The sequence below is a fragment of the Mesorhizobium sp. CC13 genome, from assembly GCF_039907765.1.
Classification (GTDB): domain Bacteria; phylum Pseudomonadota; class Alphaproteobacteria; order Rhizobiales; family Rhizobiaceae; genus Aminobacter.
In genome coordinates this window covers 564,775-590,715 of record NZ_JARDJI010000001.1, presented here as the reverse complement: position 1 = coordinate 590,715, position 25,941 = coordinate 564,775, and the positions used below count along the sequence as shown (strand labels likewise).

27 protein-coding genes are annotated in these 25,941 nt (G+C 66.3%); 18 read left to right on the top strand and 9 right to left on the bottom strand.

Annotated elements, in window-relative coordinates; all coding sequences use genetic code 11:
• Positions 1 to 188: 188 nt before the first annotated feature.
• From PV773_RS02785 to PV773_RS02765, 5 genes are all read left to right on the top strand, one after another.
• Entirely contained in the window at positions 189 to 1,400 is a 1,212-nt protein-coding gene (locus tag PV773_RS02785; protein WP_347964852.1) for a CAP domain-containing protein, read from the top strand.
• Positions 1,401 to 1,487: 87 nt separating this feature from the next.
• Complete coding sequence (locus tag PV773_RS02780) at positions 1,488 to 3,215, top strand: type I secretion system permease/ATPase (protein WP_347964929.1); 1,728 nt, start codon at positions 1,488 to 1,490, stop codon at positions 3,213 to 3,215.
• A gap of 110 nt (positions 3,216 to 3,325) precedes the next feature.
• A complete protein-coding gene (locus PV773_RS02775) occupies positions 3,326 to 4,642 on the top strand; it encodes an HlyD family type I secretion periplasmic adaptor subunit (protein WP_347964928.1) in 1,317 nt (438 codons plus the stop codon).
• 95 nt (positions 4,643 to 4,737) lie between these two features.
• Positions 4,738 to 5,382 (top strand): TetR/AcrR family transcriptional regulator, encoded by a 645-nt coding sequence (locus PV773_RS02770; protein WP_347964851.1) that lies wholly within the window; start codon positions 4,738 to 4,740, stop codon positions 5,380 to 5,382.
• Positions 5,348 to 6,505, top strand: coding sequence for an isovaleryl-CoA dehydrogenase (locus PV773_RS02765; protein WP_347964850.1), 1,158 nt, complete (start codon positions 5,348 to 5,350; stop codon positions 6,503 to 6,505). The genes PV773_RS02770 and PV773_RS02765 overlap by 35 nt, the downstream gene beginning before the upstream one ends.
• A 32-nt stretch (positions 6,506 to 6,537) precedes the next feature.
• Here PV773_RS02765 and PV773_RS02760 read toward each other — a convergent pair whose 3' ends face one another.
• On the bottom strand, positions 6,538 to 6,741 hold the full coding sequence (locus tag PV773_RS02760) for a hypothetical protein (RefSeq protein ID WP_347964849.1): 204 nt from the start codon (positions 6,739 to 6,741) through the stop codon (positions 6,538 to 6,540).
• A gap of 92 nt (positions 6,742 to 6,833) precedes the next feature.
• On the opposite strand from PV773_RS02760, the gene PV773_RS02755 reads away from it, so the two are divergent.
• The 3 genes from PV773_RS02755 to PV773_RS02745 are packed head-to-tail and all read left to right on the top strand — an operon-like array spanning position 6,834 to position 9,215.
• Positions 6,834 to 7,220: an AbrB/MazE/SpoVT family DNA-binding domain-containing protein gene (locus PV773_RS02755; RefSeq protein WP_347964848.1), complete on the top strand. Its 387-nt coding sequence runs from the start codon at positions 6,834 to 6,836 to the stop codon at positions 7,218 to 7,220.
• Positions 7,217 to 7,600, top strand: a complete 384-nt coding sequence (locus PV773_RS02750) for a type II toxin-antitoxin system VapC family toxin (protein ID WP_347964847.1) — start codon at positions 7,217 to 7,219, stop codon at positions 7,598 to 7,600. Before PV773_RS02755 ends, PV773_RS02750 begins: the two co-directional genes overlap by 4 nt.
• Before the next feature lie 7 nt (positions 7,601 to 7,607).
• Positions 7,608 to 9,215, top strand: a complete 1,608-nt coding sequence (locus PV773_RS02745; protein WP_347964846.1) for a carboxyl transferase domain-containing protein — start codon at positions 7,608 to 7,610, stop codon at positions 9,213 to 9,215.
• Between the two features lie 293 nt (positions 9,216 to 9,508).
• Here the strand turns inward: PV773_RS02745 and PV773_RS02740 are convergent, their stop codons facing one another.
• Positions 9,509 to 10,060 (bottom strand): dihydrofolate reductase family protein, encoded by a 552-nt coding sequence (locus PV773_RS02740; RefSeq protein ID WP_347964845.1) that lies wholly within the window; start codon positions 10,058 to 10,060, stop codon positions 9,509 to 9,511.
• Between the two features lie 308 nt (positions 10,061 to 10,368).
• Here PV773_RS02740 and PV773_RS02735 point away from each other — a divergent pair, with 308 nt between their 5' ends.
• The 3 genes from PV773_RS02735 (at position 10,369) to PV773_RS02725 (ending at position 13,616) form a co-directional block, all read left to right on the top strand.
• A complete protein-coding gene (locus tag PV773_RS02735) occupies positions 10,369 to 10,896 on the top strand; it encodes an O-acetyl-ADP-ribose deacetylase (RefSeq protein ID WP_347964844.1) in 528 nt (175 codons plus the stop codon).
• Positions 10,897 to 10,935: 39 nt separating this feature from the next.
• Entirely contained in the window at positions 10,936 to 12,894 is a 1,959-nt protein-coding gene (locus tag PV773_RS02730; RefSeq protein WP_347964927.1) for an acetyl/propionyl/methylcrotonyl-CoA carboxylase subunit alpha, read from the top strand.
• 107 nt (positions 12,895 to 13,001) lie between these two features.
• A complete protein-coding gene (locus PV773_RS02725; RefSeq protein ID WP_347964843.1) occupies positions 13,002 to 13,616 on the top strand; it encodes a YitT family protein in 615 nt (204 codons plus the stop codon).
• A gap of 64 nt (positions 13,617 to 13,680) precedes the next feature.
• Here the strand turns inward: PV773_RS02725 and PV773_RS02720 are convergent, their stop codons facing one another.
• The 3 genes from PV773_RS02720 to PV773_RS02710 form a co-directional block, all read right to left on the bottom strand.
• The gene (locus PV773_RS02720; protein ID WP_347964842.1) at positions 13,681 to 14,343 is read right to left on the bottom strand and encodes a peroxiredoxin; all 663 of its coding nucleotides are present in this window, start codon (positions 14,341 to 14,343) and stop codon (positions 13,681 to 13,683) included.
• Between the two features lie 203 nt (positions 14,344 to 14,546).
• Positions 14,547 to 15,668, bottom strand: a complete 1,122-nt coding sequence (locus tag PV773_RS02715; protein WP_347964841.1) for an ABC transporter substrate-binding protein — start codon at positions 15,666 to 15,668, stop codon at positions 14,547 to 14,549.
• Positions 15,669 to 16,026: 358 nt separating this feature from the next.
• Complete coding sequence (locus tag PV773_RS02710) at positions 16,027 to 16,293, bottom strand: sel1 repeat family protein (RefSeq protein WP_340035651.1); 267 nt, start codon at positions 16,291 to 16,293, stop codon at positions 16,027 to 16,029.
• Between the two features lie 434 nt (positions 16,294 to 16,727).
• Here PV773_RS02710 and PV773_RS02705 point away from each other — a divergent pair, with 434 nt between their 5' ends.
• A complete protein-coding gene (locus tag PV773_RS02705) occupies positions 16,728 to 17,072 on the top strand; it encodes a DUF2147 domain-containing protein (RefSeq protein ID WP_340035650.1) in 345 nt (114 codons plus the stop codon).
• Positions 17,073 to 17,192: 120 nt separating this feature from the next.
• Here the strand turns inward: PV773_RS02705 and PV773_RS02700 are convergent, their stop codons facing one another.
• Entirely contained in the window at positions 17,193 to 17,915 is a 723-nt protein-coding gene (locus PV773_RS02700; RefSeq protein ID WP_347964840.1) for a glutathione binding-like protein, read from the bottom strand.
• Between the two features lie 174 nt (positions 17,916 to 18,089).
• Here PV773_RS02700 and PV773_RS02695 point away from each other — a divergent pair, with 174 nt between their 5' ends.
• The 4 genes from PV773_RS02695 to PV773_RS02680 are packed head-to-tail and all read left to right on the top strand — an operon-like array spanning position 18,090 to position 21,150.
• Positions 18,090 to 18,260 carry a hypothetical protein gene (locus PV773_RS02695; protein WP_340035648.1) on the top strand — a complete coding sequence of 57 codons (171 nt, stop codon included), beginning with the start codon at positions 18,090 to 18,092 and terminating at the stop codon, positions 18,258 to 18,260.
• Between the two features lie 43 nt (positions 18,261 to 18,303).
• Positions 18,304 to 18,498 carry a hypothetical protein gene (locus PV773_RS02690; protein WP_347964839.1) on the top strand — a complete coding sequence of 65 codons (195 nt, stop codon included), beginning with the start codon at positions 18,304 to 18,306 and terminating at the stop codon, positions 18,496 to 18,498.
• Between the two features lie 60 nt (positions 18,499 to 18,558).
• Complete coding sequence (locus PV773_RS02685; RefSeq protein WP_347964838.1) at positions 18,559 to 20,058, top strand: AMP nucleosidase; 1,500 nt, start codon at positions 18,559 to 18,561, stop codon at positions 20,056 to 20,058.
• A gap of 51 nt (positions 20,059 to 20,109) precedes the next feature.
• Complete coding sequence (locus tag PV773_RS02680; protein WP_347964837.1) at positions 20,110 to 21,150, top strand: endonuclease/exonuclease/phosphatase family protein; 1,041 nt, start codon at positions 20,110 to 20,112, stop codon at positions 21,148 to 21,150.
• A gap of 102 nt (positions 21,151 to 21,252) precedes the next feature.
• On the opposite strand, the gene PV773_RS02675 is transcribed toward PV773_RS02680, so the two are convergent.
• Positions 21,253 to 21,861, bottom strand: a complete 609-nt coding sequence (locus tag PV773_RS02675) for a DUF922 domain-containing protein (RefSeq protein WP_347964836.1) — start codon at positions 21,859 to 21,861, stop codon at positions 21,253 to 21,255.
• Positions 21,862 to 21,938: 77 nt separating this feature from the next.
• Positions 21,939 to 23,621 (bottom strand): electron transfer flavoprotein-ubiquinone oxidoreductase, encoded by a 1,683-nt coding sequence (locus PV773_RS02670; RefSeq protein WP_347964835.1) that lies wholly within the window; start codon positions 23,619 to 23,621, stop codon positions 21,939 to 21,941.
• A 259-nt stretch (positions 23,622 to 23,880) separates the two neighbouring features.
• Here PV773_RS02670 and PV773_RS02665 point away from each other — a divergent pair, with 259 nt between their 5' ends.
• Complete coding sequence (locus PV773_RS02665; RefSeq protein ID WP_347964834.1) at positions 23,881 to 24,522, top strand: hypothetical protein; 642 nt, start codon at positions 23,881 to 23,883, stop codon at positions 24,520 to 24,522.
• Between the two features lie 36 nt (positions 24,523 to 24,558).
• The gene (locus PV773_RS02660; RefSeq protein ID WP_347964833.1) at positions 24,559 to 25,425 is read left to right on the top strand and encodes a uracil-DNA glycosylase; all 867 of its coding nucleotides are present in this window, start codon (positions 24,559 to 24,561) and stop codon (positions 25,423 to 25,425) included.
• Here PV773_RS02660 and PV773_RS02655 read toward each other — a convergent pair.
• Positions 25,422 to 25,820, bottom strand: coding sequence for a hypothetical protein (locus PV773_RS02655; RefSeq protein ID WP_347964832.1), 399 nt, complete (start codon positions 25,818 to 25,820; stop codon positions 25,422 to 25,424). The two genes, PV773_RS02660 and PV773_RS02655, sit on opposite strands and share 4 nt — an antisense overlap.
• Positions 25,821 to 25,941 lie beyond the last annotated feature (121 nt).

Genomic DNA, 25,941 nt, shown 5'->3' with positions numbered 1-25,941 from the left:
GACGCAATCCCTGCAACCTCGAATGGCAGGCGCGTATGCGCCCTCGCCCGGGTGCGCGAAGATATATGCGCATATCCTAATTTATCTACCGCGGCGCCGCATCATCAACACAGTTCCTGCCTAGGGCCGGATCTGGGCGGACGGGAACATGGGGGTTCAACAGCAATCGGAACCGACGGGGAGACCCTATGCCTCTGCACAGCGCCAACGAGCAGTATCTGCTCGAGCTCATCAACGCGGAACGCGCCAAGGTAGGCGCCCAGCCTCTGGCATTCGACAACGACCTCAGCGAAGCGGCCGAAAACCACGACAAGTGGATGCTCGCGACCGACATCTTTTCCCATACCGGTTCCGGCGGTTCGTCGCCGACCAGCCGCATGAAGTCGGCCGGCTACGTGCTGACCGGCACATGGGCGACCGGTGAAAACATCGCCTGGGCCACCACCCGCGCCCCCACCGGCTACACCGACGAGGTGAAGCTGCTGCACACCAACCTGATGAACTCGTCTGGCCACAGGGCGAACATCCTCAACCCAACCTTCCGCGAGGTCGGACTGGGCTTCGAGGTCGGCGACTACAAGGGCCGCACCAGCGCCTTCGTGACGGAAGACTTCGCCAAGTCCGGCACCGACCTGTTCCTCACAGGAGTTGCCTTCGACGACAAGGACGGCGACCGCTTCTACGATCCGGGCGAAGGCATGGGCACGATCAGCGTGACCGCGAGGAATTCGCTTGGCCAGACCTTCAAGACCACGACCTCGGCGGCCGGCGGCTATGACCTGGTGCTGAAGCCCGGCACCTACACGGTGACCTTCTCGGGCACCAACATCGCCACCTCGACCAAGACCGTGTCGATCGGCACCAAGAACGTGAAGGTCGACCTGATCGACCCGGTGATGAAGTCGGGCACGCTGGGCGTGAGCGCCTCCGCCGAGAACCCGACGGGCGACGTGGCGACGACGCAGCCGGCGGTTCCGACGACGACTGCCGAAGCCAGCGACGACGGCGCAGGCACCGGAAGCGGCAAGCCCGCCAGCGACTGGCTGGCGGACTTCTTCAAGAACATGGAGAAGGACCCCGGAGCGGACCACTCGGCTCACGCTGCGGCCAAGGCCGGCGGGGCGACGGACGGCCCGGGCAAGCACTCGGTGAGCCTTAACGGCGACCAGTTCGCGTTCGGAGCGAACGTCGCGGCGCATGCCAACGCCGAATGGGCAACCGACGCCGCCGCCGGCAGCCATGCCCAGCAGGCCCTGGACCACGCGATCTCGGTGCTGCAGGCGCATCTGCCTGCCGACACGGTCGCCGATGCCGGTGACGCGGCCCAGGCGGCAGTCGCCAAGATCCTGGCGCAGATGGCGGCCCATTCCGACCACCACCAGGGCGACCTCGTCGCCTGACGCCAACACTTGAGACGCCGGCGGAACCTTTGGCCCGCCGGCCACGCCTTTGATCCGGCAGCGAGGGGAAAAGCCCTGACCCAACCGATCCCGACAGATCCCGTCCGCTCAAGGACCTCGGAACTCGGCGCAGCTCTCGCCTCGTTCCGCAGCACATTCATGGCGGTTGCCGGCTTCAGCGGTCTGATCAACGTGCTGATGCTGTCCGGTTCGCTGTTCATGCTGCAGGTCTATGACCGCGTGCTGCCGAGCCGCAGCGTGCCGACGCTGGTGGCGCTCATCGTCATGGTGGCCGTGCTCTACGTCTTCCAGGGCGTCCTGGAGACGGTGCGCGCCCGGGTGCTGACGCGGATCGGCGCCGGCATCGACGAGATCGTCTCCAGCCGGGTCTTCGACTGCATCGTGCGCCTGCCGTTGCGCATCCGCGACCGCGGCGAAGGCCTGCAGGCGCTGCGCGACCTCGACCAGGTGAGCGGTTTTCTCTCGGGCGGCGGACCGGCTGCTCTCTTCGATCTGCCTTGGATCCCGCTTTATGTAATTATCTGCTTCCTGTTCCATCCCTGGATCGGGGTTGCGGCGCTTGTCGGCGCTTTCCTGCTGGTTGCACTGACGGTCGTTGCCGACCGGCTGGTGCGCGCGCCCACCAGGGCGATGTCGGAATTCAGCACGCGGCGCAGCGCGATAGCCCAGGCAAGCGCCCGCAATGCCGAGGTGCTGACGGCCATGGGCATGGGCGAAAACCTCGCCCGGCGCTGGACAGCGGCAAACAACGACTTCCGCGCGGCACAGGAGCGCGCGAGCGACATCACCGGCGGCTTCGGCGCGGTGTCGCGCGTGCTGCGCATGATGCTGCAGTCGATGGTGCTGGCACTGGGCGCCTACCTGGTCATCTACCAGCAGGCGACGCCCGGCATCATCATCGCCAGTTCCATCCTGACCTCGCGGGCCTTGGCCCCGATCGAAGCGGCGATCGCCCATTGGAAAGGCTTCCTCGCGGCGCGCCAGAGCTGGCAACGCCTCGACGGCATGTTCGCCGCCATGCCCGAGGCCGGGGGCGGCATGGAGCTTCCCGCTCCGAAGTCCGAACTGGCCGTGGAAGGCATTGGCGTCGCCTCGCCCGGCGACAGGCGCATCCTGATCCAGAATGTCGAGTTCTCGCTCACGGCGGGCTCCGGCATGGGGGTGATCGGGCCGAGCGGCTCGGGAAAATCGTCGCTGGCGCGCGCGCTGGTGGGCGTGTGGCCGCTCATGCGCGGCCAGATCCGGCTTGACGGCGCAGCGCTCGAACAGTGGCCGGCAGGCTCGCTCGGACGCCATGTCGGCTACCTGCCGCAGGACGTCGAACTGTTTTCCGGCACGGTGGGCCAGAACATCTCGCGCTTCGAAGAGAATGCCACGCCCGACGCGATCATCGCGGCGGCCCAGGCGGCCGGCGTGCACGAAATGATCCTCAGGCTGCCCGAGGGCTACCGGACCGAGATCGGCGACGCGGGTGCTGCCCTTTCCGCCGGGCAGCGCCAGCGCGTCGCATTGGCGCGGGCGCTCTATCGCGATCCGTTCCTGGTGGTGCTGGACGAGCCGAACTCCAATCTCGACGCCTCGGGCGAGCAGGCCCTGACGCAGGCGATCGGACGGATCAGGGCGCGCGGCGCCATCGTCATCGTTGTCGCGCACCGACCGAGCGCGCTGGCCGCCCTCGACCATCTCTTGGTGCTCGGCGGCGGCCGGCAGCAGGCCTTCGGGCTGAAGAGCGACATTGCCCGGCAGGCGATGCAGCCGCTGCAGGCCGTAACGACCGAACGGACGGGCTCGTGACGACACTTCTGACCAACCAGACGGCGATGGACGGCTTCAAGCGTGCCCGCGAGGTTGCGCTTCAGGCCCAGGCCAAGGTCGTGGCGCTGCTCGACCGCGGTGCCAAGCCGATGGCCGGCGCGAGCCAGCAGCAACAGAAGCTGCGCCATGCCATCAGGCGCAACGTGCGGCTGGGCGCGATCGCCTCGCTGGCGCTCGTCGGCGGGCTCGGCCTGTGGGCGGCGACGAGCTCGCTGTCCGGCGCGGTGGTCGCCGCCGGACACCTTACGGTCGATTCCAACGTCAAGGCCGTCCAGCACCCGCAGGGCGGCGTGGTCGGCGCGCTCAACGTGCACAATGGCAGCGTCGTGGCGGCCGGGGACGTGCTGGTGAGGCTCGACGACACCGTGGCCAAGGCCAATCTGGCCATCGTCGACAACGGGCTCGACGAACTCGCCGCGCAGCGAGCCCGGCTGATGGCCGAGCGGGACGGTTCCGACAGCGTCGCCTACCCGGACGACCTGATGGCCCGCGCGTCCGACCCGGAGGTGACGCGGCTGATCGAAGGCGAGAACCGGCTGTTTGCCCTGCGGCGGCAGGCGCGCGACGGCCAGGTCTCGCAGCTCGGGGAGCGGATCGCCCAGTATCGCCAGGAGATCGCCGGGATCGAGGCGCAGCAGAAGAGCAAGCAGCAGGAGATCGCCCTCATCAAGGTCGAACTCGAAGGCGTCGAGGCGCTGTGGAAGAAGAAGCTGGTGCCCATTTCCCGGCTGGCGGACCGGCAGCGGGCGCAGGCTCAGCTCGACGGCGAAGACGGCGCGCTGACCGCAGCCGCCGCACAGGCACGGGGGCGCATCAGCGAAACCGAGCTCGCCATCATCCAGATCGACCAGGACATGCGCAGCCAGGTGGCGGGCGAATTGCGCGAGATCGACGCCAAGGCAGGCGAGTTGCGCGAACGCCAGGTCGCGGCCCGGCAGTCGCTGAACCAGATCGACATCCGCGCGCCGCAGGCCGGACGGGTGCACCAGCTGGCGGTCCACGCGGTAGGCGGGGTCGTCACGCCCGGCGAGGCGATCATGCAGATCGTGCCAACGGCGGATGCGCTGGTGGTGGAGGCGCGCGTGGCGCCGCAGGACATCGACCAGGTACGCGTCGGCCAACCGGCGACGCTGAGGCTGTCGGCCTTCAACCAGCAGACTACGCCGGAGGTCGAAGGCGAAGTCGACCGGATATCGCCGGACCTGATCGAGGACGCCAAGGCAGGCGTCTCCTATTATGCGGTGCGCGTCGCCCTGTCGGCGAAGAGCCTGGAACAGGCCGGGTCGCCGGAACTCAAGCCGGGCATGCCGGCGGAGGTGTTCCTCAGGACGGCCGACCGGACCGTGCTTTCCTACCTGCTCAAGCCGCTGACCGACCAGGCGAGCCGCGCCTTCAGGGGCGACTGACCGGGGCCCGGCTCGTCCACAGCCCGCCGATACTCGCCACTTGAATTAATTGAACGTTTGTTTTATTAATTGCCGGCATTCTGGAGGGATGGCTGGTGGCGCGCACTGCGGGATCCGACGGCGAAAGAACGGAAGCGGCGATCCGCGACGCAGCAGTCGAGCTTATCGCCCGCTACGGCTTCGAGGCCGTGACCATGCGCCAGCTCGCCGCAGAGGTGGGCGTGCAGGCGGCCGCCCTCTACCGCTATTTCCCGACCAAGGAAGACCTGCTCCGCACATTGATGAAGGAGCACATGGAAGCGCTGCTCGCGGCATGGGAAGCGGCGCGCCCCGCCAATGACGACCCGGTCGCCCGGCTGACCGCCTTCGTCTCCAACCACATCCGCTTCCACGTCGAGCGGCGGCACGCGACCCATGTTTCCAACATGGAGCTGCGCAGCCTTTCGCGCGATAATCTGACCGCGATCCTGAAGCTGCGCGCGGCCTACGAGAAGGAACTGAGGTCCATCCTGCGCGACGGGGCGGAGGCCGGCGTGCTCGAGGTCGACGACACCGGCCTGACCGCCATGGCGATCATCCAGATGATCACCGGCGTGATCGTCTGGTTCCGCCCGGACGAGCGGCTGTCCGTCGACGAAGTGACCGCCACCTATCTGGCAATGACGATGCGCCTGACCGGCGCCAGGACCAAGACGGAGGAAAGGCATGTACGACAAGGCGCTGAACTTCGGGCTCGGTGAGGACATAGACAGCCTGCGCGAGGTGATCCGGCGCTTCGCCCAGGAGCGCATCGCGCCGCTGGCCGCCGAGATCGACCGCTCGAACGAATTCCCCGCCGAGCTCTGGCAGGAACTGGGCGCGCTCGGCCTGCTCGGCATGACGGCCGACCCCGAATATGGCGGCTCCGGCCTGGGCTATGTCGCCCATGTCGTGGCGATGGAGGAAATCTCGCGCGCCTCGGCGTCGGTCGGGCTCTCCTACGGCGCGCATTCAAACCTCTGCGTCAACCAGATCAAGCGCTGGGGCACGCCGGAGCAGAAGGCGAAGTACCTGCCCAGGCTATGCAGCGGCGAGCACGTCGGCGCGCTCGCCATGTCGGAGAGCGGCTCGGGTTCGGACGTGGTGTCGCTGCGGCTCAAGGCCGAAAAGCGCAACGACGCCTATGTGCTCAACGGTTCGAAGATGTGGATCACCAACGGACCGGACGCCGACACGCTGGTGGTCTATGCCAAGACCGATCCGGAGCGGAAGTCGCGCGGCATCACCGCGATGATCGTCGAGAAGACCATGAAGGGCTTCTCGGTCGCCCAGAAGCTCGACAAGCTCGGCATGCGCGGCTCCAACACGGGCGAGCTGGTGTTCGACAATGTCGAGGTGCCGTTCGAGAACGTGCTGCACGAGGAGGGCCGCGGCGTCGAGGTGCTGATGTCGGGCCTCGACTATGAGCGCGTGGTGCTGGCCGGCGGGCCGCTCGGCATCATGGCCGCCTGCATGGACGTTACCGTTCCCTACGTGCACGACCGCAAGCAGTTCGGCCAGCCGATCGGCGAGTTCCAGCTGGTGCAGGGCAAGCTCGCCGACATGTACACGACGATGAATGCCTGCCGCGCCTATGTCTATGCGGTGGCTGCCGCCTGCGATCGGGGCGAGACGACGCGCAAGGACGCCGCCGGCTGCATCCTCTACGCCGCCGAGAAGGCGACACAGACCGCGCTCGACGCCATCCAGCTGCTCGGCGGCAACGGCTACATCAACGACTATCCCACCGGCCGGTTGCTGCGCGACGCCAAGCTCTACGAAATCGGCGCCGGCACGAGCGAGATCCGCCGCTGGCTGATCGGAAGAGAGATAATGGGGGAATAGCCCCGCGCGACAACGCCGCGCAGGGCCAGTTTTCAATGCTCGACCAGGCTTACCCCCCTCGCCTTCGCCCAGCGACCAAGGACCTGCAGCTCGTCCTGCCTGGCCGTCCGGTTGCCGAAGCCGCGCACCTGAACCGCCCGGTTTCGCGGGTTGAGCTCGATCGTCAGCATGCGATCGGCCCTGCCGCCGCCCGTCAGTTGACGCTTGGGAATGTTGGGCGCGGCGCGGTGTGGCAAGACTGCATCAGCGACTTGCCAGCCTCCCGGTTTGCCGCAAAATGGCCAGCATGGCATAGTCTCTTTTCCTGCCACAGATCGAGGTTCATGCCATGACTGCGCCAGAGACGCCCAAGGGGTTCGCCGAAGAACCGCAGAAGGGCTTGGACACGCCGGTCGCGCCCTCTGTGCCCTATGTCAGACTGAAGATCGGCGAAGGTGGCCGTATCGTCATCCCAGCTGAGATGCGCGCTGCCATGCTCGTCAAGCCTGGCGACACGGTAACAGCACGCGTCGTTGACGGAGAGTTCCGCATCGTCTCGCCCGGGGTCGCGCTGAAACGCGTTCAGGCCGAGGCGCTGAGATTCCGACAGAACAACCCGACGACAAGCGTTGTGGACGAATTCATTGCAGAACGCCGCGCCGAAGCAGCCCGGGAGGCGGCCGAAGCCGACGACTGGCGCGAAAGGCATGGCCTGCCCTCGCGTGACGACAAATGAGCGCCTTCGTCGTTGATACTTCGGCGGTTCTCGCCGTGCTCCTCGGAGAGCCCGGACAGAGCGAAGCGCTGCGCCTCATGGAGGGCGCACTTATCAGCAGTGTCAGCGTCGCCGAAATTGTCGCCAAATGCGTCGAACTTCGTTTCTCCGAAACTGTCGCGATCGACTACATCGAGGCCAGCAATTTGACTGTCGTCGATTTCAACCATGAACTCGCGATAGCCTCAGGCTTGCTGCAACGGCGCGCTCCCAAGGGCGTGCTTTCGCTGGGCGACCGCGCCTGCCTGGCGCTCGCCCTGCGCGAAAATGCAACCGCCGTGACCGCAGATCGCATCTGGTCCACGCTGGACCTTGGCTGCCCCATCGAACTCATCCGCTAGGAAGCTCATGCCGACGATCCAATCCCAGCTATCCCCCTCCTCCGAAAGCTTCAAGGCCAATGCGGCGCGGCTGCGCGGGCTGGTGGCCGACATCAGGGAGAAGGCGCAGCATGTCGAGCGCGGCGGCTCGGACGACGCGCGCAAGCGGCATACGTCGCGCGGCAAGCTTTTGCCGCGTGAGCGGCTGGCGCAGCTGCTGGACGCCGGCTCGCCGTTCCTCGAGGTCGGCCAGTTCGCCGCCTTCGGGCTTTATGGCGGCGACATCGCCTCGGCGGGCGTGATCGCCGGCATCGGCCGGGTCGAGGGCACCGAGGTGATGATCGTGGTCAACGATGCCACAGTCAAAGGCGGCACCTATTATCCACTGACTGTGAAGAAGCATCTGCGCGCGCAGGAGATCGCGCTGCAGAACAACCTGCCCTGCATCTACCTTGTCGATTCCGGGGGCGCCAACCTGCCCAACCAGGACGAGGTCTTTCCCGACCGCGACCATTTCGGCCGCATCTTCTTCAACCAGGCCAACATGTCGGCGGCGGGCATTCCGCAGATCGCCTGCGTCATGGGCTCGTGCACGGCGGGCGGCGCCTATGTGCCGGCGATGTCGGACGAGACGGTGATGGTGCGCAACCAGGCGACCATCTTCCTCGCCGGCCCGCCGCTGGTGAAGGCGGCCACAGGCGAGGACGTGAGCGCCGAGGAGCTGGGCGGCGCCGACCTGCACACGCGCATCTCGGGCGTCGCCGACCACTATGCGGTGGACGACGAGCATGCGTTGGCGATCGTCCGGCGCATCGTCAAGAACCTCAATCGCAAGAAGGACGTCGGGCTCGTCCTGAAGAATTCGATTCCGCCTGTTCACGCGCCGGAAGAGGTCTATGGCGTGATCCCCGCCGACATCCGCCAGCCCTATGACGTGCGCGAGGTGATCGCGCGCACGGTCGACGGCTCCGAGTTCGACGAGTTCAAGCAGAACTACGGCACGACGCTGGTGACGGGCTTCGCCCATATCCACGGCATGCCGGTGGGCATCATCGCCAACAACGGCGTGCTGTTTTCGGAAAGCGCGCTGAAGGGCGCGCATTTCATCGAGCTGTGCTGCCAGAGGAAGATCCCGCTGGTGTTCCTGCAGAACATCACCGGCTTCATGGTGGGCGCGAAATACGAAGCCGGCGGCATCGCCAAGGACGGGGCCAAGCTGGTGACGGCGGTGGCAACCGCCCAGGTGCCGAAGGTGACCATCATCATCGGCGGCTCGTTCGGCGCCGGCAACTACGGCATGTGCGGCCGCGCCTATTCGCCCCGCTTCCTGTGGATGTGGCCGAACGCGCGCATCTCGGTGATGGGCGGCGAGCAGGCGGCGACGGTGCTCGCCATGGTCAAGCGCGAGGGCATCGAGCGCAAGGGCGGCACTTGGTCGAAGGAAGAGGAGGCCGAGTTCCGCGCGCCGATCCTGGAAAAATACGAGCGCGAGGGTCATCCGCTCTATTCGTCGGCCAGGCTGTGGGACGACGGCATCATCGACCCGGCGAAGACGCGCGAGGTGCTGGCGCTCAGCCTGTCGGCGGCGCTCAACGCGCCGGTCGGCGACACCAGGTTCGGCGTGTTCAGGATGTGATGGCGCCCGATGCAGGGTTCGCACATGGATGGGTTGACGAGGTTGGCGGGGGCCGTACCCCCACCCCTTACCCCTCCCCACAAGGGGGAGGGGGACGATCTGGCCGCCGCTGCGACCAAAACGGCCGAAGACTGGAGCTGGGCCGTAGTGGAACAAGATTCCCCTCCCCCCTGTGGGGAGGGGTCAGGGGTGGGGCAATTTCACATGCCTTCGCCCGCGCACGCGGTCGAGCGTGGCACCGATTGGCGAAGGATGCAGGAGCCTTGAGCGAGAGCCCGCAACAACAGTCCGGTTCAGCCGGCCTGCGGCTGGTAGCGCAGGATGACGCCGCCCGTCTTGAGCGGCGTGGTCTGCGTGAGCTTCATCGCAAGCTGGCGGCCGGGCTTGAACAGCGGGTTGCCGGCGCCGAGCACGACGGGGGCGAGGCAAAGGCGGTATTCGTCGACGAGGCCATGGGCGAGCAGCGTGTCGAGAAGGTCGGCGCTGCCGAAGACGTAGATGTCCTTGCCGGGCTCACGCTTGAGCCGCTCGACCGCCTCGGGCAGCTCGCCTTGGAGCAGGCGGCTGTTGTTCCAGGTCGCCTGCTTCAGCGTGCGGGAGGCGACGGCCTTTTCGAGGCCGTTCATCATGTCGGCGATCGCGCCGGTCTCCCTGGACCAGTAGCTGGCCATGCCCTCGTAGGTCTTGCGGCCGAACAGCAGCGTGCCGATCTCGGCGCCCTGCTCGAGCGAGAAGGCCTCGAGTTCCTCGCCCCAGACGCTGGTGTGGAATGCGAGGTCCCAGGGGGTCGTGCCCTCGAAGCAGCCGTCGAGGGTCATCAGGTTCCAGGCGACGATCTTGCGCATGTCAGCTCCTCCAATGTGATTGCATACTGCAACTGGTTTTCAGATTACACAACTGGTACGTTTTTGCAACCAGTTTTGAATTACGTGGCTGTTGAGCGTGGCGATACCCCCACCCCTAGCCCCTCCCCACAAGGGGGAGGGGGACCACGTCGGCACTCCTGCCACCCGGTTCGTCGACGGTCGGCGTTGAATGGTCGTGCAAAATCCCCCTCCCCCTTGTGGGGAGGGGTTAGGGGTGGGGGTACACGCCAGGCCCGGCTCATCGATGCACACAAATCCCATCGCGGTGCCCGGCAAAAGGAGGCCGCATGACACAGCGCATCTCCGTCATCGTCGCCGACATAACCACGCTCGACGTGGATGCCATCGTGAATGCGGCCAACCGCTCGCTGCTCGGTGGCGGCGGGGTGGATGGCGCGATCCATCGGGCCGCGGGGCCCGAGCTTCTGGCCGAATGCCGGCTGCTGGGCGGCTGCGAGACAGGCGACGCCAAGATCACCGGAGGATACCGGCTCAAGGCGCGTCATGTGATCCACGCCGTCGGCCCGGTATGGCAGGGCGGCGGCGCGGGCGAGGTCGACCTGCTCGCCTCCTGCTACACCCGCTCGCTTGCCCTTGCCGCCGAGCGCGGTCTGGCGAGCATCGCCTTCCCGTCGATTTCGACCGGCGTCTACGGCTATCCGAAGGACGAGGCGGCAAAGGTCGCGGTGGCGGCCGTCGCCCGACACATGCGGGCCACAGCCATGCCGGGCAGCGTGATCTTCTGCTGTTTCGACGATGCAGCCGCCGCATTCCATCGCGCCGCGCTCGATGCTCTCGGGAGCGACGATGAATAGCGCGCTCCTTTCCATTTTTCACTTCGTTTCGGGGGAATGATGTTCTCGAAAATCCTCATCGCCAACCGCGGCGAGATCGCCTGCCGCGTCATCCGCACCGCCCGCAAGCTGGGCGTGAAGACGGTGGCCGTCTATTCGGACGCGGATGCGCGGTCGCTGCATGTCGCCATGGCCGACGAGGCCGTGCATATCGGCGCCGCGCCGGTGGCCGAGAGTTATCTGCGCGGCGACGTGATCATCGCAGCTGCCAAGGCGACGGGCGCGCAAGCCATCCATCCCGGCTACGGGTTCCTCTCCGAAAACCCCGATTTCGTCGACCAGGTGACGGCGGCGGAACTGGTGTTCATCGGCCCCTCGGCGGCCTCGATCCGCGCCATGGGGCTCAAGGATGCTGCCAAGCGATTGATGGAGAAGGCCGGCGTACCGGTTGTGCCCGGCTATCACGGCGAGGCGCAGGAGATCGTCGTCCTCGCCAGCAAGGCGCGCGAGATCGGCTATCCGGTGCTGATCAAGGCGCGCGCCGGCGGCGGCGGCAAGGGCATGCGCAGGGTCGACCACCCGGACGACTTCGCCGATGCGCTTTCCGGCGCGCGACGCGAAGCCAAGGCCGCCTTCGGCGACGACCGCGTGCTGGTGGAGAAATATGTCGACAAGCCGCGCCATATCGAGGTGCAAGTGTTCGGCGACAATTTCGGCAACGCCGTGCATCTCTTCGAGCGCGACTGCTCGGCGCAGCGCCGCCACCAGAAGGTGATCGAGGAAGCCCCTGCCCCCGGCATGACGCCGGAATTGCGCGCGGCGATGACCGAAGCCGCGGTGAAGGCCGCCAAGACGATCCAGTATTCGGGCGCCGGCACCATAGAGTTCATCGTCGATGCCTCGGACGGGCTCAAGGCCGACCGGTTCTGGTTCATGGAGATGAACACGCGCCTGCAGGTCGAGCATCCGGTGACCGAAATGGTGACCGGGGTCGATCTGGTCGAATGGCAGCTGCGCGTTGCTTCCGGCGAAGAACTGCCGATGGCGCAGGAGGAGATCAGCCTCACCGGCCACGCCTTCGAGGCACGGCTCTATGCGGAAGACCCGGCCAAGGGCTTCCTGCCGGCCATCGGCACGCTGCATCATCTGCGATTTCCAGCCGAGACGGCGCCGCAAACCGCGCTGCGGGTCGAGACAGGCGTGCGCGAAGGCGATGCCATCTCGCCCTATTACGATCCGATGATCGCCAAGATCGTGGCGCATGGACCGGACCGCTCAACCGCGCTCGACGCGCTGGCGGATGCCATCTCGCGCACCGAGGTGGCGGGATCGATCACCAACGCCGCCTTCCTGGGCGCGCTGGCGCGCGATCCGGACTTCGCCGCGGGCGACGTCGACACCGGCCTCATCGGGCGCAAGCAGGAGGCATTGACCGTCGCCACGGCGGCACCGACCAGCCGTGCGGTGGCGCTTGTGGCGCTGGCGGCGACGGGTGCAGACGGACTCGACGGCTCCACCGATCCGTGGTCGCACCTCACGGGCTACGCACATTTCAACCCGATGGCGCGGCGCGTCGCCCTCGCCTACGCCGGAACGACCATCGCCGCGCATGTGACGGCGCGCGCCGACGGGCGCTTCGAAGTGCGGCCGGACGGCGCCGATGCCTTCGTGCTGTCGCCGCAAACCGCCGATGGCGGTTCGACCGTGGCGCTGTGGCCCGGCCATGCCACGGTGTTCGAGAACGGCAAATCCTTCGACTTCGCGCTCAGCGACCCGTTTGCGCGGGCGGCCGAGATCGGCGAGAGCGGCTCGAGCATGCGCGCGCCGATGCCGGGCCTGGTCAAGCTGGTGCGCGCCGGCAAGGGCGACGCGGTGACCAAGGGCCAGCCGCTGCTGGTGCTGGAAGCGATGAAGATGGAACACACCATCACCGCCACGCATGACGGCGTGATCCACGAAATTGCGACGGAGGGCTCCCAGGTGACGGACGGGACCGTTCTGGTGCGGTTCGAGGAGTGACGTGGTGAGGGGAGTAAGGCAGTAGGGGAGTAGGAAAACCCGAACTTATGCCCTACTGCCCTACTGCCTTATTCCCCTACTGCCCTACTCTGCTGCCGGATATCTCGATGGACATCAACAACGAAGCCGTGCCGCACAGGCAGTACGAAGACGTGCTGGCGCTCCTCACCGGCACCATGCTGGTGGCGCTCGGGCTGGTGCTCTACACCCATGCGGGGCTGATCACCGGCAGTTCGGCGGGGCTGGCGCTGCTGATCCAATATGTGACCGGCTACGGCTTCGGCACGGTGTTCTTCGTCATCAACCTGCCCTTCTACTATCTCGCGGTGAAGCGCATGGGCTGGCCGTTCACGCTGCGCACCTTCGCCGCCGTGGCGCTGATCTCGGTGCTGTCGCGGCTGACGCCGCAGTGGATCGGCATCGAAAGCCTCGACCCGCTCTATGCGGCGGTCGCCGGCGGCGGGCTGATGGGCATGGGGCTTCTGGTGCTGTTTCGCCACCGCGCCGGCCTCGGCGGCTTCAACATCGTGGCGCTCTACCTGCAGGACAATCACGGCATTCGCGCCGGCTATTTCCAGCTCGCGGTCGACCTCTCGATCCTCGTCGTGTCGCTGTTCTATCTCGACCTCGACAAGGTGGCGCTTTCGGTTGCCGGCGCCGCAGTGCTCAACCTGATCATCGCCATCAACCATCGCCCCGGCCGCTATGTCGGCATGAGCTGAGCCTCAAGACGAAAGAGCCGCGCTCGATGGCGCGGCTCTTGCCGAAGCGGCCCCGGAAGGGCGTTCAGTTCAGGGTCGGCTGCTTGGTCTTGCGCAGATAGGGCAGCACGCGCTCGAACTCGCCGAAGCGCTTGATGGCATCCTCGTCGGACACCGCGGCCATGACGATGACGTCCTCGCCCTGCTTCCACTGCACCGGCGTCGCGACCTGATGCTTGGCCGTCAGCTGGATCGAATCGAGCGCCCGCAGGATCTCGTCGAAGTTGCGGCCGGTCGACATCGGATAGGTCAGCATCAGCTTGATCTTCTTGTCGGGACCGATGATGAAGACCGAGCGCACGGTGGCGTTGTCGGCCGGCGTCCTGCCTTCGGACGTCTCGCCGGCACCGGCCGGCAGCATGTCGAAGAGCTTGGCGACGGCAAGCGTCGGGTCGCCGATCATCGGATAGTCGACCTTGTTGCCCGACAGCTTCTCGATGTCGGCCTTCCACTTGTGGTGGCTCTCGACCGGGTCGACGGAGATGCCGATCATCTTGGCGTTGCGCTTGGCGAAATCGGCCTTGAGCCCGGCCATGTAGCCGAGTTCGGTGGTGCAGACCGGCGTGAAATCCTTGGGGTGAGAGAACAGGATCGCATAGCCGTCGCCGATCCAGTCGTGGAAAGCGATCGGGCCTTCCGTGGTGTCGGCTCTAAAATCCGGAGCGGAATCATTGATACGAAGACTCATGGTCGGTTTCCTCCCAATCCAAACTCGACGCTTCGAACAACCCACACCCGTGCCCTCGCTGAAACCGGGCGGCAGGTGGTGAAGGACGGCATTGTGCGCCAACGCCATTCAAAAGAAAACAGCGCGGCAGCGCTCCGACCCAGCGACAAAATGACAATGGCCGGGACGGTGCCCGGCCATCGATCAAGGCCGCCCGGCGCGGCTTATTGCGGAATCGGCGCGTACTTGCCGTTGCTCCACTGGTTGATGTCGTAGCTGGCGTTCTTGAGATCGCCCTTCTCGTCGAAGGTGACCTTGCCGACGACTGTGTCGATCGGCTCGCCGTTCTTGAGGGCCGCTGCGACCTTGGCCGGATCGTCGGAGCCGGCACGCTCGATGCCCTGGGCGAAGGCCTGGATGACGGCATAGGAGAACAGCGTGAAGCCTTCCGGCACGAAGCCGCCCGCCTTGATCTTCTCGACCGCTTCCTTGGCCTCCGGCTTGGACTGCGGGTCGGACGGGAAGACGAACATCGTGCCCTCGCCGGCGGGACCGGCGATCTGCCAGAATTCCGGCGAGGCGATGCTGTCGGGCATGATCAGCTGGAACTTGAAGTTCTGCTCGGCCGACTGGCGCAGGATCAGGCCGGCCTCGGGGTGATAGCCGCCGAAATAGACGACGTCGGCCTTGAGCTCCTTGAGCTTGGTGACCAGCGCCGAATAGTCCTTCTCGCCGGCATTGATGCCTTCGTAGAGGATCTCCTTGAGGCCGGCGGCGCCCATGGTCGAGCGCACCGCGTCGGCAACGCCCTGGCCGTAGGCGCTCTTGTCGTGCAGGACGACGACGTTCTTGCCGGCATATTTCTTGGCGATCCACGGGCCGATGAAGGCGCCCTGGGCGTCGTCGCGGGTATAGAGCCGCATGATGGTCGGCCAGCCCTTGGCGGCGGCGTCGTCGGTCAGCACCGGGTTTGACGAGGCCGGCGACATCATCAGCGCGCCGCTTTCGGCATAGACGGCGGAGGCCGGGATGCTCGAGCCCGAGCAGGCATGGCCGTCGATGAAGTTGATGCCATTGGCGACGATGCGGTTGGCGACCGAGACCGCCTGCTTGGGATCGCAGACGTCGTCCTCGACGGAAAGCTTGACCTGGCGGCCCATGACACCGCCCTTCTCGTTGATGTCCTTGACCGCCGCCTCGGCGCCCTTGCGGAACTGGTCGCCGATGTTGGCGAGCTGGCCGGTCATCGGCCCGACCACCGCAAAGGTGATCTCCTGGGCGAACGCCGCGCCGGCGCTGAGCGACAGACCGACGAGCGCCGCCCCGATAGTACGTTTCAGATGCATCTTGTCTCCTCCCTCGAGCCTGCACGAGATGCCATTTCGCGTCTCGCTTGCAATTGGCGCATGCTTTTCACCCGCGCCCGACATTGTCTTGGCGCATGGGCGGGGAGCCATTGTGCCTGTGCCGACTTCGCCTCGCAATCCGTGCGTGTGCCGGGCGCCGAAAGCGAGGAAGCCGCGCCGGCCTTGTTTCGGCCGGTCGCGGCTTTGTCACGGAACGCTTCGCGGGGCATCTTGGTCCCCGTCGCAGCCTTGCCTGCCCTGTCAGCCCGGCGCGCCTCGCCCGTCCTTCAAGCCGTCGCGCTCTTGTTGTTGGGGACCGCCGCCCGCGGCAGCCCCGGCCTTCCCCCGAAGCTCTTTCTCAGTGCGCCGTCATCCATTCGCGCGCTTCGCGCAGGGCTCGTGCGATGTCGGTCTTGGACATCGCCATCGACAGTTCCGAGCGAAGCTCGGCGGCGCGGGCCGATCCCTTGATCGCGGCGATGTTGAACCACTTGTGGGCGGCGACGACGTCGACGTCGCAGTCGCGGCCGGTCGAATACATCATGCCCAGTTCCACAAGGATGTCGGCCTGAGCGGTGCTGCCCATCGCACCGAAGCCGGCCTCAAAGATCTCGAAACGTGCCATTTTCTTGTCCCCTGTCCGTCTCCCGGAGCGGGCAAGCCGGTGTCGTCCGGAGCCGCTCTTTCGATGCTTCCGAGGATGCCGGCGAACCTTGAATCCGCCGTAAAATGGCTTGCTTAACCCGAGGAAAACAAACTTCAAACAAAGGGTAAACCTTGGAATTCATTAAGGATAGGAAGCCTTGCGGCGACTGGGATTTGAGAAAAATGCGCTGAAAATTCGCGTCCCGCCGCGAAAGCCTTTGATAACCACGCCTGAGCTTTGCGCTGGCCGCTGTCGCCCCGCCGGAGACGAAATGCGCCGATGGAAGCGCCAAAAATGCTTCGGTCTTACCCAGCGGCACCGCTTCCGTTTTCGGCGCGCCTGATTTACGCTTACGTTTGCGTAAACGTCAGGCGGGGGAGCCTGTGAGCAAGACACCAACCGGGAGGACTTCAATGTTTGGCAAGATGAGCCTGGCCGTCGCGGCCACCATGATGCTGGCGGGTGCGGCGATGGCCGATCCGATCGAAGGCAACTGGAAGACCGAAGCCGGATCGACCGCGGCGATCGAGACCTGCGGCGGCAGCTTCTGCATCACCCTCAAGGACGGCAAGCATGCCGGCAAGAAGATCGGCACGTTCAAGGCCGACGGCGACAATGCCTATTCGGGCAAGATCACCGATCCGGCCAACGACAAGACCTACTCCGGCAAGGCCACCCTCGCCGGCTCGAACCTCAAGATGAGCGGCTGTGTGCTCGGCGGCCTGATCTGCAAGAGCCAGAACTGGAAGAAGCTGTAAGAGAGCGAGTAGGGAAATAGCGAATAGTGAGTAGTGGGGTATGCGTGTCGGCTCCGGCCGGCGATCCCCTCACTACTCTCTACTCTCTACTCACTATTCGCCATTCCCTACTCGATCCCGTCAAACCCTCGCCCGCTGGCCGAACAGGATCTTCTGCGCTTCCTTGTCGTCGGCGAGATTGCTGCGATGGTCCTCGCCGACGGCGAGGCCGCGGATGACCGCCGGGCGGGCGAGCAGGGTTTCGAACCAGCGCTTGAGGTGGGGGAATTCCTCGAGGTCCTGGCCCTGGTTCCTGTAGGGCTTGACCCAGCCGAGCGAGGCGATGTCGGCGATGGAGTAGTCGCCGGCGAGGAAATCGCGGTCGGCCAGGCGCTTGTCCATCACGCCGTAGAGGCGATTGACCTCGTTGGTGTAGCGGTCGATGCCGTAGGCGATCTTCTCGGGCGCATACTGGCGGAAGTGATGGGCCTGGCCGGCCATAGGGCCGAGGCCGCCGACCTGCCAGAACAGCCACTGGTCGACTTCGGCGCGGCCACGCTCGTCGGCCGGATAGAACCTGCCGAACTTGCGCCCGAGATATTGCAGGATGGCGCCGGACTCGAAGATCGAGATCGGCTCGCGGCCCCATTTGCCGTCTGCGCCCGGACCTTCGGGGTCGACGATGGCCGGCATGCGGTTGTTGGGCGCGATCTCCAGGAATGACGGCTCGAACTGCTCGCCCTTGCCGATGTTGACGTATTTGACCGTGTAGGGGACGCCGAGCTCCTCGAGCATGATGGATATCTTCCAGCCGTTGGGCGTCGGCCAATAGTAGAGGTCGATCGGCAGGGTCTGCGTGGTCATTTCCACGGTCTCCATTGGTGAGCGATGAGCTGGAGATATGCGTGGGAAACGCAAACACAACCCCGCCAGCCTGTCGTTCGCCGTCAATAAATTTGAACCGAAGATGAACGGAGGTCTCAGAGCCCGTTCAGCCGCCGCGCCGCATAGTCCGTGTCATCGAAGGGGATACACCAAATGCTCGCTCGCCGGTTCACCATCGTCTGCCTGCTTTCGGCGCTGTTCGGCATCCTGTTTGCCACGCTGGTCGCGGAGACAAGCCGCCCGGCTCGGTCGTGGGGCATCGGCCAGGTGGTGCCCTGCGTTTTCGAGGAAGGCATGAACTGCAAGCCACCCTTGCGACACTAACAAACGAAGAGATCAACCAGTTCCAACCGAAAAGAACACGAAGATGACCCGCACCGCCCTCCAGATCGCAAAGTTCGCCCGGCTCCTGCCGCGTGCCGTGCTGATCCTGATGGTGCTTGCCGCCCCGGTCCTGGCCGTGCCGCAGCTGCGTGCCGACAACGGCTCGACGATCGAGGCGCCTGCGGCGCGCAAGGGCGGCGTGGGTTTCGTGCTGCTGGTCAGCCTGCAGCGCGGCTGACCCTCGGAGACGCTGCGGCAGCCCCCTCCCAACCGTCACGATTGATCTCTATACTGGGTCATGGAAAAGCGAATCTATCCCGAACCCATCGAATCCATCCTGACGCCGGAGCCGTTTCCCCGGCAGAGCTTCACCGACGCCGCGAAGGCTGTCGAGGCGTTGAAGCGCCTCTATGACCGCAACACCGCATTTCTGCGCGAAGCCTTCGCCTCGCTCGCGCACGGCACGCCGGCAAGGCGCTTCCGCGCCTGCTACCCGGAAATCGGCGTCATCACCTCGTCCTATTCCCAGGTCGATTCCCGCCAGGCCTACGGCCACATGCCGACGCCCGGGAACTTCACCACGACGATCACCCGGCCCGACCTGTTCGAGAGCTACCTGACCGAGCAGCTGAAGCTGATCATGCGCAACCACGGCGTACCGGTCACGGTGTCGGAATCGTCGACGCCGATTCCGCTGCACTTCGCCTTCATCGAGGGAACCCATGTCGACGGCGCCGCGGCGGACCGCATCCAGCGGCCGATCCGCGACCTGTTCGACGTGCCGGACCTCGACGGCACCGACGACCACATCGCCAACGGCACCTTCGAGATCATGCCCGGCGAGGCGCGGCCGCTGGCGCCGTTCACCGCCCAGCGCATCGACTATTCGCTGCACCGGCTGGCGCACTACACGGCGACCACGCCGAACCACTTCCAGAACTTCGTGCTGTTCACCAACTACCAGTTCTACATCGACGAGTTCGTGGTTCTCGCCCGCAGCCTGATGGCCAAGGGCGGCGAAGGCTACACCGAGTTCGTCGAACCGGGCGGCGTGGTGACCAAGGCCGGCGCCACGGAACCCTCCGCCGGCACGCCGCCGGCGCGCCTGCCGCAGATGCCGGCCTACCATCTCAAGAAGCCCGGCCATGGCGGCATCACCATGGTCAATATCGGCGTCGGGCCTTCGAACGCCAAGACGATCACCGACCACATCGCGGTGCTCAGGCCGCATGCCTGGCTGATGCTCGGCCACTGCGCCGGCCTGCGCAACACCCAGGCGCTGGGCGACTACGTGCTGGCCCACGCCTATGTGCGCGAGGACCACGTGCTCGACGACGACCTGCCGGTGTGGGTGCCGATCCCGCCGCTGGCGGAGGTGCAGGTGGCGCTGCAGGAGGCGGTGGCCGAGGTGACCGGGCTCACGGGCTACGACCTCAAGCGGATCATGCGCACCGGCACCGTTGCGACCATCGACAACCGCAACTGGGAACTGCGCGACCAGCGCGGCCCGGTGCAGCGGCTGTCGCAGTCGCGGGCGATCGCGCTCGACATGGAATCGGCCACCATCGCCGCCAACGGCTTCCGCTTCCGCGTGCCCTACGGCACGCTGCTGTGCGTCTCGGACAAGCCGCTGCACGGCGAACTGAAGCTGCCTGGCATGGCGACCGAATTCTACAAGCGGCAGGTTGCCCAGCACCTGACGATCGGCATCCGTGCCATGGAAAAGCTCGCCGAGATGCCGATCGAGCGGCTGCACTCCCGCAAGCTGCGCAGTTTCTCGGAGACGGCGTTCCAGTAGGGCGCCGCACCGACCATCAATGGGCCGCAATTCCGCCGACATGAAGCTGGCATGACGACAATGGCCTTTCGCAAGCTCGGCAAGACCGCCTGTTTCGCGGCGATGATGCTGCTTTCGCTGCCGCTGGTCGCCGGGTTCTTCGGCGCCTGGCATCCGGCGCTCGATTCCTTCGCCCATTTCCGCGCCCATCTCGCGGTGCTGACGATGCTCGCCGCGCTGCCGCTGCTGCTGACGTCGTTCCGCTGGACGGCCGCGGCAGCCCTCGCCTTCGGCACGGCCGCACTCGCCTCCACCTCGTCGACGCTGACCCTGCCCATCATCGGTCCGGTGCAGGCCTCGTTCGAGCCGCGGGCGGAAGGCCGGCCGGTGTATCGCCTGCTGCAGATGAACCTGCGCTACGACAACGCCACGCCTGAACGCGTGCTGTCGCTGGCGGGCCGCATGCAGCCCGACGTCGTCACGCTCGAGGAGGTGTCGGACATGTGGGAGGCGAAGCTCCGGCCGCTCGCCGCCCGCTACCCGTACAGCAAGTTCTGCAGCCATCCGAACGGCGTGTTCGGCGTGGCGATCCTGTCGCGCCGGCCCTTCGCGGCAGGGTCCGAGCCGCAATGCTTCGACGGCGGGGCGCTGGCCGTCGCCAAGGTCGACTTCGGCGGGCGCACGGCCGACGTGGCGGCACTGCACCTCGGCTGGCCCTGGCCGTTCGAACAGTCCCAGCAGATCGACAGACTCGAGGGCCCGCTCGCCGCGCTCGACCAGAATGCGGTGCTCGGCGGCGACCTCAACGCCACGCCCTGGAGTGCGGCGGTTGCGCGCGTCGCCACGGCAGGCGGCCTGACCCGGATGCCGGCCGCCGGCCGCACCTGGCTGGAACTGGCCTTGCCCGAATTCCTGCGCTTCGCCGGCCTCACCATCGACCATGTCATGGCCAAGGGCGACGTTATGGTGCACTCCGTCACGATGGGCGAGTATGCCGGCTCGGACCACCGCCCGCTGCTGGTGGAGTTCTCGTTCCGCGACACCGCGACCCAGCCCGAGGACAGCGAGAGCACGACCGTGTCGGCGGAAGTCGCCGCGACGCCGCGCAGCTGAAGCGGCGGGCATTCTGCGAATGCCGCTCCGTCGCCGTAGGTGCCTTTCCTAGCCGCATTTGTGCGACGCCAGACGATTCCATCTGGCTGCAAGATGCTCCAACTAACGTCCGTCTTCGCGCACCAGCGCCTCGATCAGGCGGTCTACCCGGCCGCCTTCGGCATGCTCCAGCGCATCGAATGCAAGCTGCCGCGCCTCGTAGCCGGCGATGACCCGGTCGACACGGGCCTTGATCTCGCGCCGCGTGGCCATGCAGCCCCGGTCCACGGGCAGCGACAGGCCGCGCACCGCGCGCTCGGCCGCGTCGACCATCTGGCGGGCGAGCCGGGCATGGGTCTCCTCATGCCGGCGGGCACCGGCGAGGAACGTTCGCCAACGGCCTTCCAGCGCCGGCGAAAGCGGATCGGATGCCTCGGGATAGGTGAAGGTTATCGACAGCCTGGCGTCGGCACGGCGCAGGCGGCACATGCCGCCGCGCTCGCCGACGTCGAAGGACCAGGTGACGGTGTATTTGGTCTGCGCGATGGCACGCGTCAAAAAGCCGTGGCGCGGGCCGTTGCGGTCCATCGACCGCAGCAGCTCGGTTCCGGTGTTGCCGGAAACGGCGTAGCTGCGCGAACTGGTGGTCTGCCTGACGCCGGCATCCGCCGGCCCCAGGGTCGTCACGGCCCCGGCCAGGACTGCGATCAAGGCAGATGCAATGCGGGACACGCCGAACTCCGCTGCTCGCGCAAGCTCAGCATATCCCGCCGCTTGTTTCAACGCGGCCGATGGGCCGCGTCGCCGGATCACATGTTGGGGTAGACCGGCCCCTCGCCGCCCTGCGGCGGCACCCAGTTGATGTTCTGGTTGGGGTCCTTGATGTCGCAGGTCTTGCAGTGGACGCAGTTCTGCGCGTTGATGACGAACTTCGCATCGGCATGGCCGGGCTCGCCGGCAATCGCGTTGCCGTCGGCATCGACCCATTCGTACACGCCCGCCGGGCAGTAGCGCGTCGACGGACCGGCATAGACGCCATACTCCGAACGCTTCTGCAGATCGCCGTCCTTGACCTGGAGGTGGACCGGCTGGTTCTCCTCGTGGTTGGTGTTGGACAGGAACACCGACGACAGGCGGTCGAAGGTGAGCACGCCGTCGGGCTTGGGATAGTCGATCTTCTTGTGCTTGGAGGCCGGCTCGAGCGACTGGGCGTCGGTCTTGCCGTGCTTGAGCGTGCCGAAGGGCGAGACGCCGAACAGCGTGTTGAGCCACATGTCGAGGCCGCCGAGGCCGACGCCGAGGATGGTGCCGAAGCGCGACCACAGCGGCTTGACGTTGCGGACCTTCTTCAAATCCTTGCCGATGTCGGTGGCGCGCCAGGCGGCCTCGTAGGAGGCGAGCTCGTCGTTGGCGCGGCCGGCGGCGATGGCCTCCGCGACGTGCTCGGCAGCGAGCATGCCCGAGAGCACGGCGTTGTGCGAACCCTTGATGCGCGGGACGTTGACCAGGCCGGCCGAGCAGCCCATCAGCACGCCGCCGGGGAACGACAGCTTCGGCACCGACTGGTAGCCGCCCTCGGTGATGGCGCGGGCGCCGTAGGACAGGCGCTTGCCGCCTTCGAAGGTGCCGCGGATCGCCGGATGCGTCTTGAAGCGCTGGAACTCCTCAAAGGGCGCGAGATAGGGGTTCTTGTAGTTGAGGTGGACGACGAAGCCGACGGCCACCATGTTGTCCTCGAGGTGGTAGAGGAACGAGCCGCCGCCGGTCTTGAAGTCGAGCGGCCAGCCGAACGAGTGCTGGACGAGGCCCGGCTTGTGCTTCTCGGGCGCAACCTGCCACAGTTCCTTGAGGCCGATGCCGAACTTCTGCGGCTCCTTGCCGGAGCCGAGGTCGTATCTGGCGATCAGCTGCTTGGCGAGCGAGCCGCGCGCGCCCTCGCCGATCAGCACATACTTGCCCATCAGCGCCATGCCGGGGGCGAAGCCGGGGCCGTGGCTGCCGTCGCGCTCGACGCCCATGTCGCCGGTGTAGACGCCGGTGACGGCGCCCTCGTCATTGTAGATGAGGCCGGCGGCGGCGAAGCCGGGATAGATCTCGACGCCGAGCGCCTCGGCCTTGGCGGCCAGCCAGCGGCAGACATTGCCGAGCGAGACGATGTAGTTGCCGTGATTGCTCATCAGCGGCGGCATCAGCAGGTTGGGCAGGCGGAACGAGCCGGCCGGCCCGAGGACGAGGAAATGATCGTCGGTGACCGGCGTCTTGAACGGATGGTCGGGATCCTGGCGCCAGTCGGGCAGCAGGCGGTTGATGCCGATCGGGTCGACCACGGCGCCGGAGAGGATGTGCGCGCCGACCTCGCCGCCCTTTTCGAGCACCACGACGGAGAGATCGGGATTGACCTGCTTGAGCCGGATCGCCGCTGCCAGGCCCGCCGGCCCCGCGCCGACGATGACAACATCGAATTCCATGCTTTCGCGTTCGACTTCGCTCATCTATCCCTCCGCTTTGGCTCGCCCTGTCCCAAGGGCAGAATTGGCTAAGCGCTGCATAGCGCATCGTTTGGAAACGTCAAACCGGACCATTCAGCACATCGGCCATTCGGACGGGTGAAGCCTCACAAACACGGTGATTTATCTTACGTTAACGTAAAGGTCAAAATATTTAACCTTCCGGCGGTGGGCGCCGCCCCTTAGTGTCGATGTGCAGGTGACCGTCATCAGCCAGCCGTCCGTCTTTTTCATGCGCCCTAACGTGCCCAGCAGGACAGGACCGAAGCGCCTCCTCACCAGACGCCACATCCTGGCCGGGGCTGCCCTCCTTATTGCGACATGGCTGAACGGCGAAGGTCGCGCTCAGGAGAGCGAGGGCGATCAGAAGGTCTGGAATGCCGGCGCCTACTCGTTCTCCGACGAACTCGGCGGCTTCCGCATCACCTCAGTGTCCGGCACCGGAACGCGGGAAGACCCGATCGTCATCCAGGAAGAACTCGCCTCCTCGTCGCCGGTGACGCTGACGATCCGCACGATCAGGCCGATCAGGCCCTTCGACAACTCCGGCTTCTACGCCAACGGCATCCTGTTCATGCGCATCGAGGCCCTCAACAACAGCGGCCAGGCCTGGGTCGAGTTCGAGTTCGAACTGCAGGAGATCGAAGGCAAGGCGAGCGTTTTCGGCGACGGGCTGTCCTTCGACCAGCGGCGCACCGACAACGTCAACATCACCTCCGACAGCTTCGCCGAGTACAGCCGCGACTTCGAACCCTACGACCGGCTGCGCTATACCGACGGCAAGGTGGACCCCCGCGAAACGGCCGGCTTCAGCTTCCTGGTGACCGACTATACGCCGCGCTGGCGCTTTTATCTGGTGCAGGACCCGCGCATCCCCTCCTCGTGAACTTGCAAATCGGCGCCGCAGCGTCGAAAGTGGCGCATGGCCTCCATTTCGGGAAATGAACGTCCGGATCTGCGCGATCTGCTCGCCTTCTATGCGGCGGCGGGCGTGGACGACGCGCTTGCGGAGGAGCCGATCGACAGGTTCGCCGAGAGCGCGCAGCGCCAGGCGGCGGCCCCTGCCCCGGAAGTCGCGAGGCGCATGCAGGCCGACACCGGCCGGCCGGAACGGAACATGCCCGAACGGGCAGCACCGCCGCCACGCCCCGCGGCCGCGGCCGCCTTGCCCGACGAGGCGCAGGCGGCGGCCGCGCGCGAACTGGCCGGCAAGGCGGCGACGCTCGACGAGCTGCGGCAGATCATGGAAGGTTTCGAGGGCTGCAACCTCAAGGCCACGGCGAAGAGCATGGTGTTTGCCGACGGCAACCCGGAGGCCGACCTGATGCTGGTGGGCGAGGCGCCGGGCCGCGACGAGGACCTCGAGGGCCTGCCCTTCGTCGGGCGCTCGGGCCAGCTGCTCGACCGCATCCTCGCGGCGATCGGCCTCGACCGGAAATCCGCCTATATCGCCAACGTCATTCCGTGGCGGCCGCCGGGCAACCGCACGCCGACGCCGCACGAGACCGAGATCTGCCGCCCCTTCATCGAGCGGCAGATCGCGCTGGCGAACCCCAAGGTGCTGGTGACGCTCGGCGGGCCGTCGGCGAAGCTGCTCGTCGGGTCGCCCGACGGCATCCTCAGGCTGCGCGGCAACTGGAAGACCCACTCGACCGCCCAGGGCACGGTCATTCCGGTGATGCCGACGCTGCACCCGGCCTATCTGCTCAGAAATCCCGCCCACAAGAAGCTTGCGTGGCGGGACTTCCTGGAGGTCAAGGCGAAGCTGCGCGAGCTCGGCAGCCTCTAGGCCGCAACGACGCCGGCGCGGCGGATGGCGACGAACTGCAGTTCGGCGAAGACGGCCACGACCAGCGCCTGGGCGGCCACGAAGGCGACGCCGAGCGCGTTGGGCGACACCGCGCCGGTAGCGAGCAGGGCAAAGCTGCCGATCACCCAGAGCGCATTGAGGGCGACGATGTCGAAGAGGACGAGCTTCGGCACCGCGGCACGGCGCGCGACCACCACCAGCATGGCGACGAAGGGGACCAGCACCAGGCCGGCCCACAGCAGCAGCGCTTCCGGCAGGTCGAGGAAGGGCGCAAGCAGCGGCGCCCCGACGATCGCCAGCAGGGCCGTGGCGCCTGTTGCGAGCGCGTCGACATAAAGGGCGTTGCGGAGGAAGGGCGTGACGGCGACGGACATGTGATGCTCCCGTGGTTCGGTTTGCGAGGAGGCTTGGCAGATGCGGCCGCCTTCCCTCACCAACCATCCCACCGTCATCGCCGTGTTGCGATTACGCCCGAGGTAATGGAAACGAGAACAG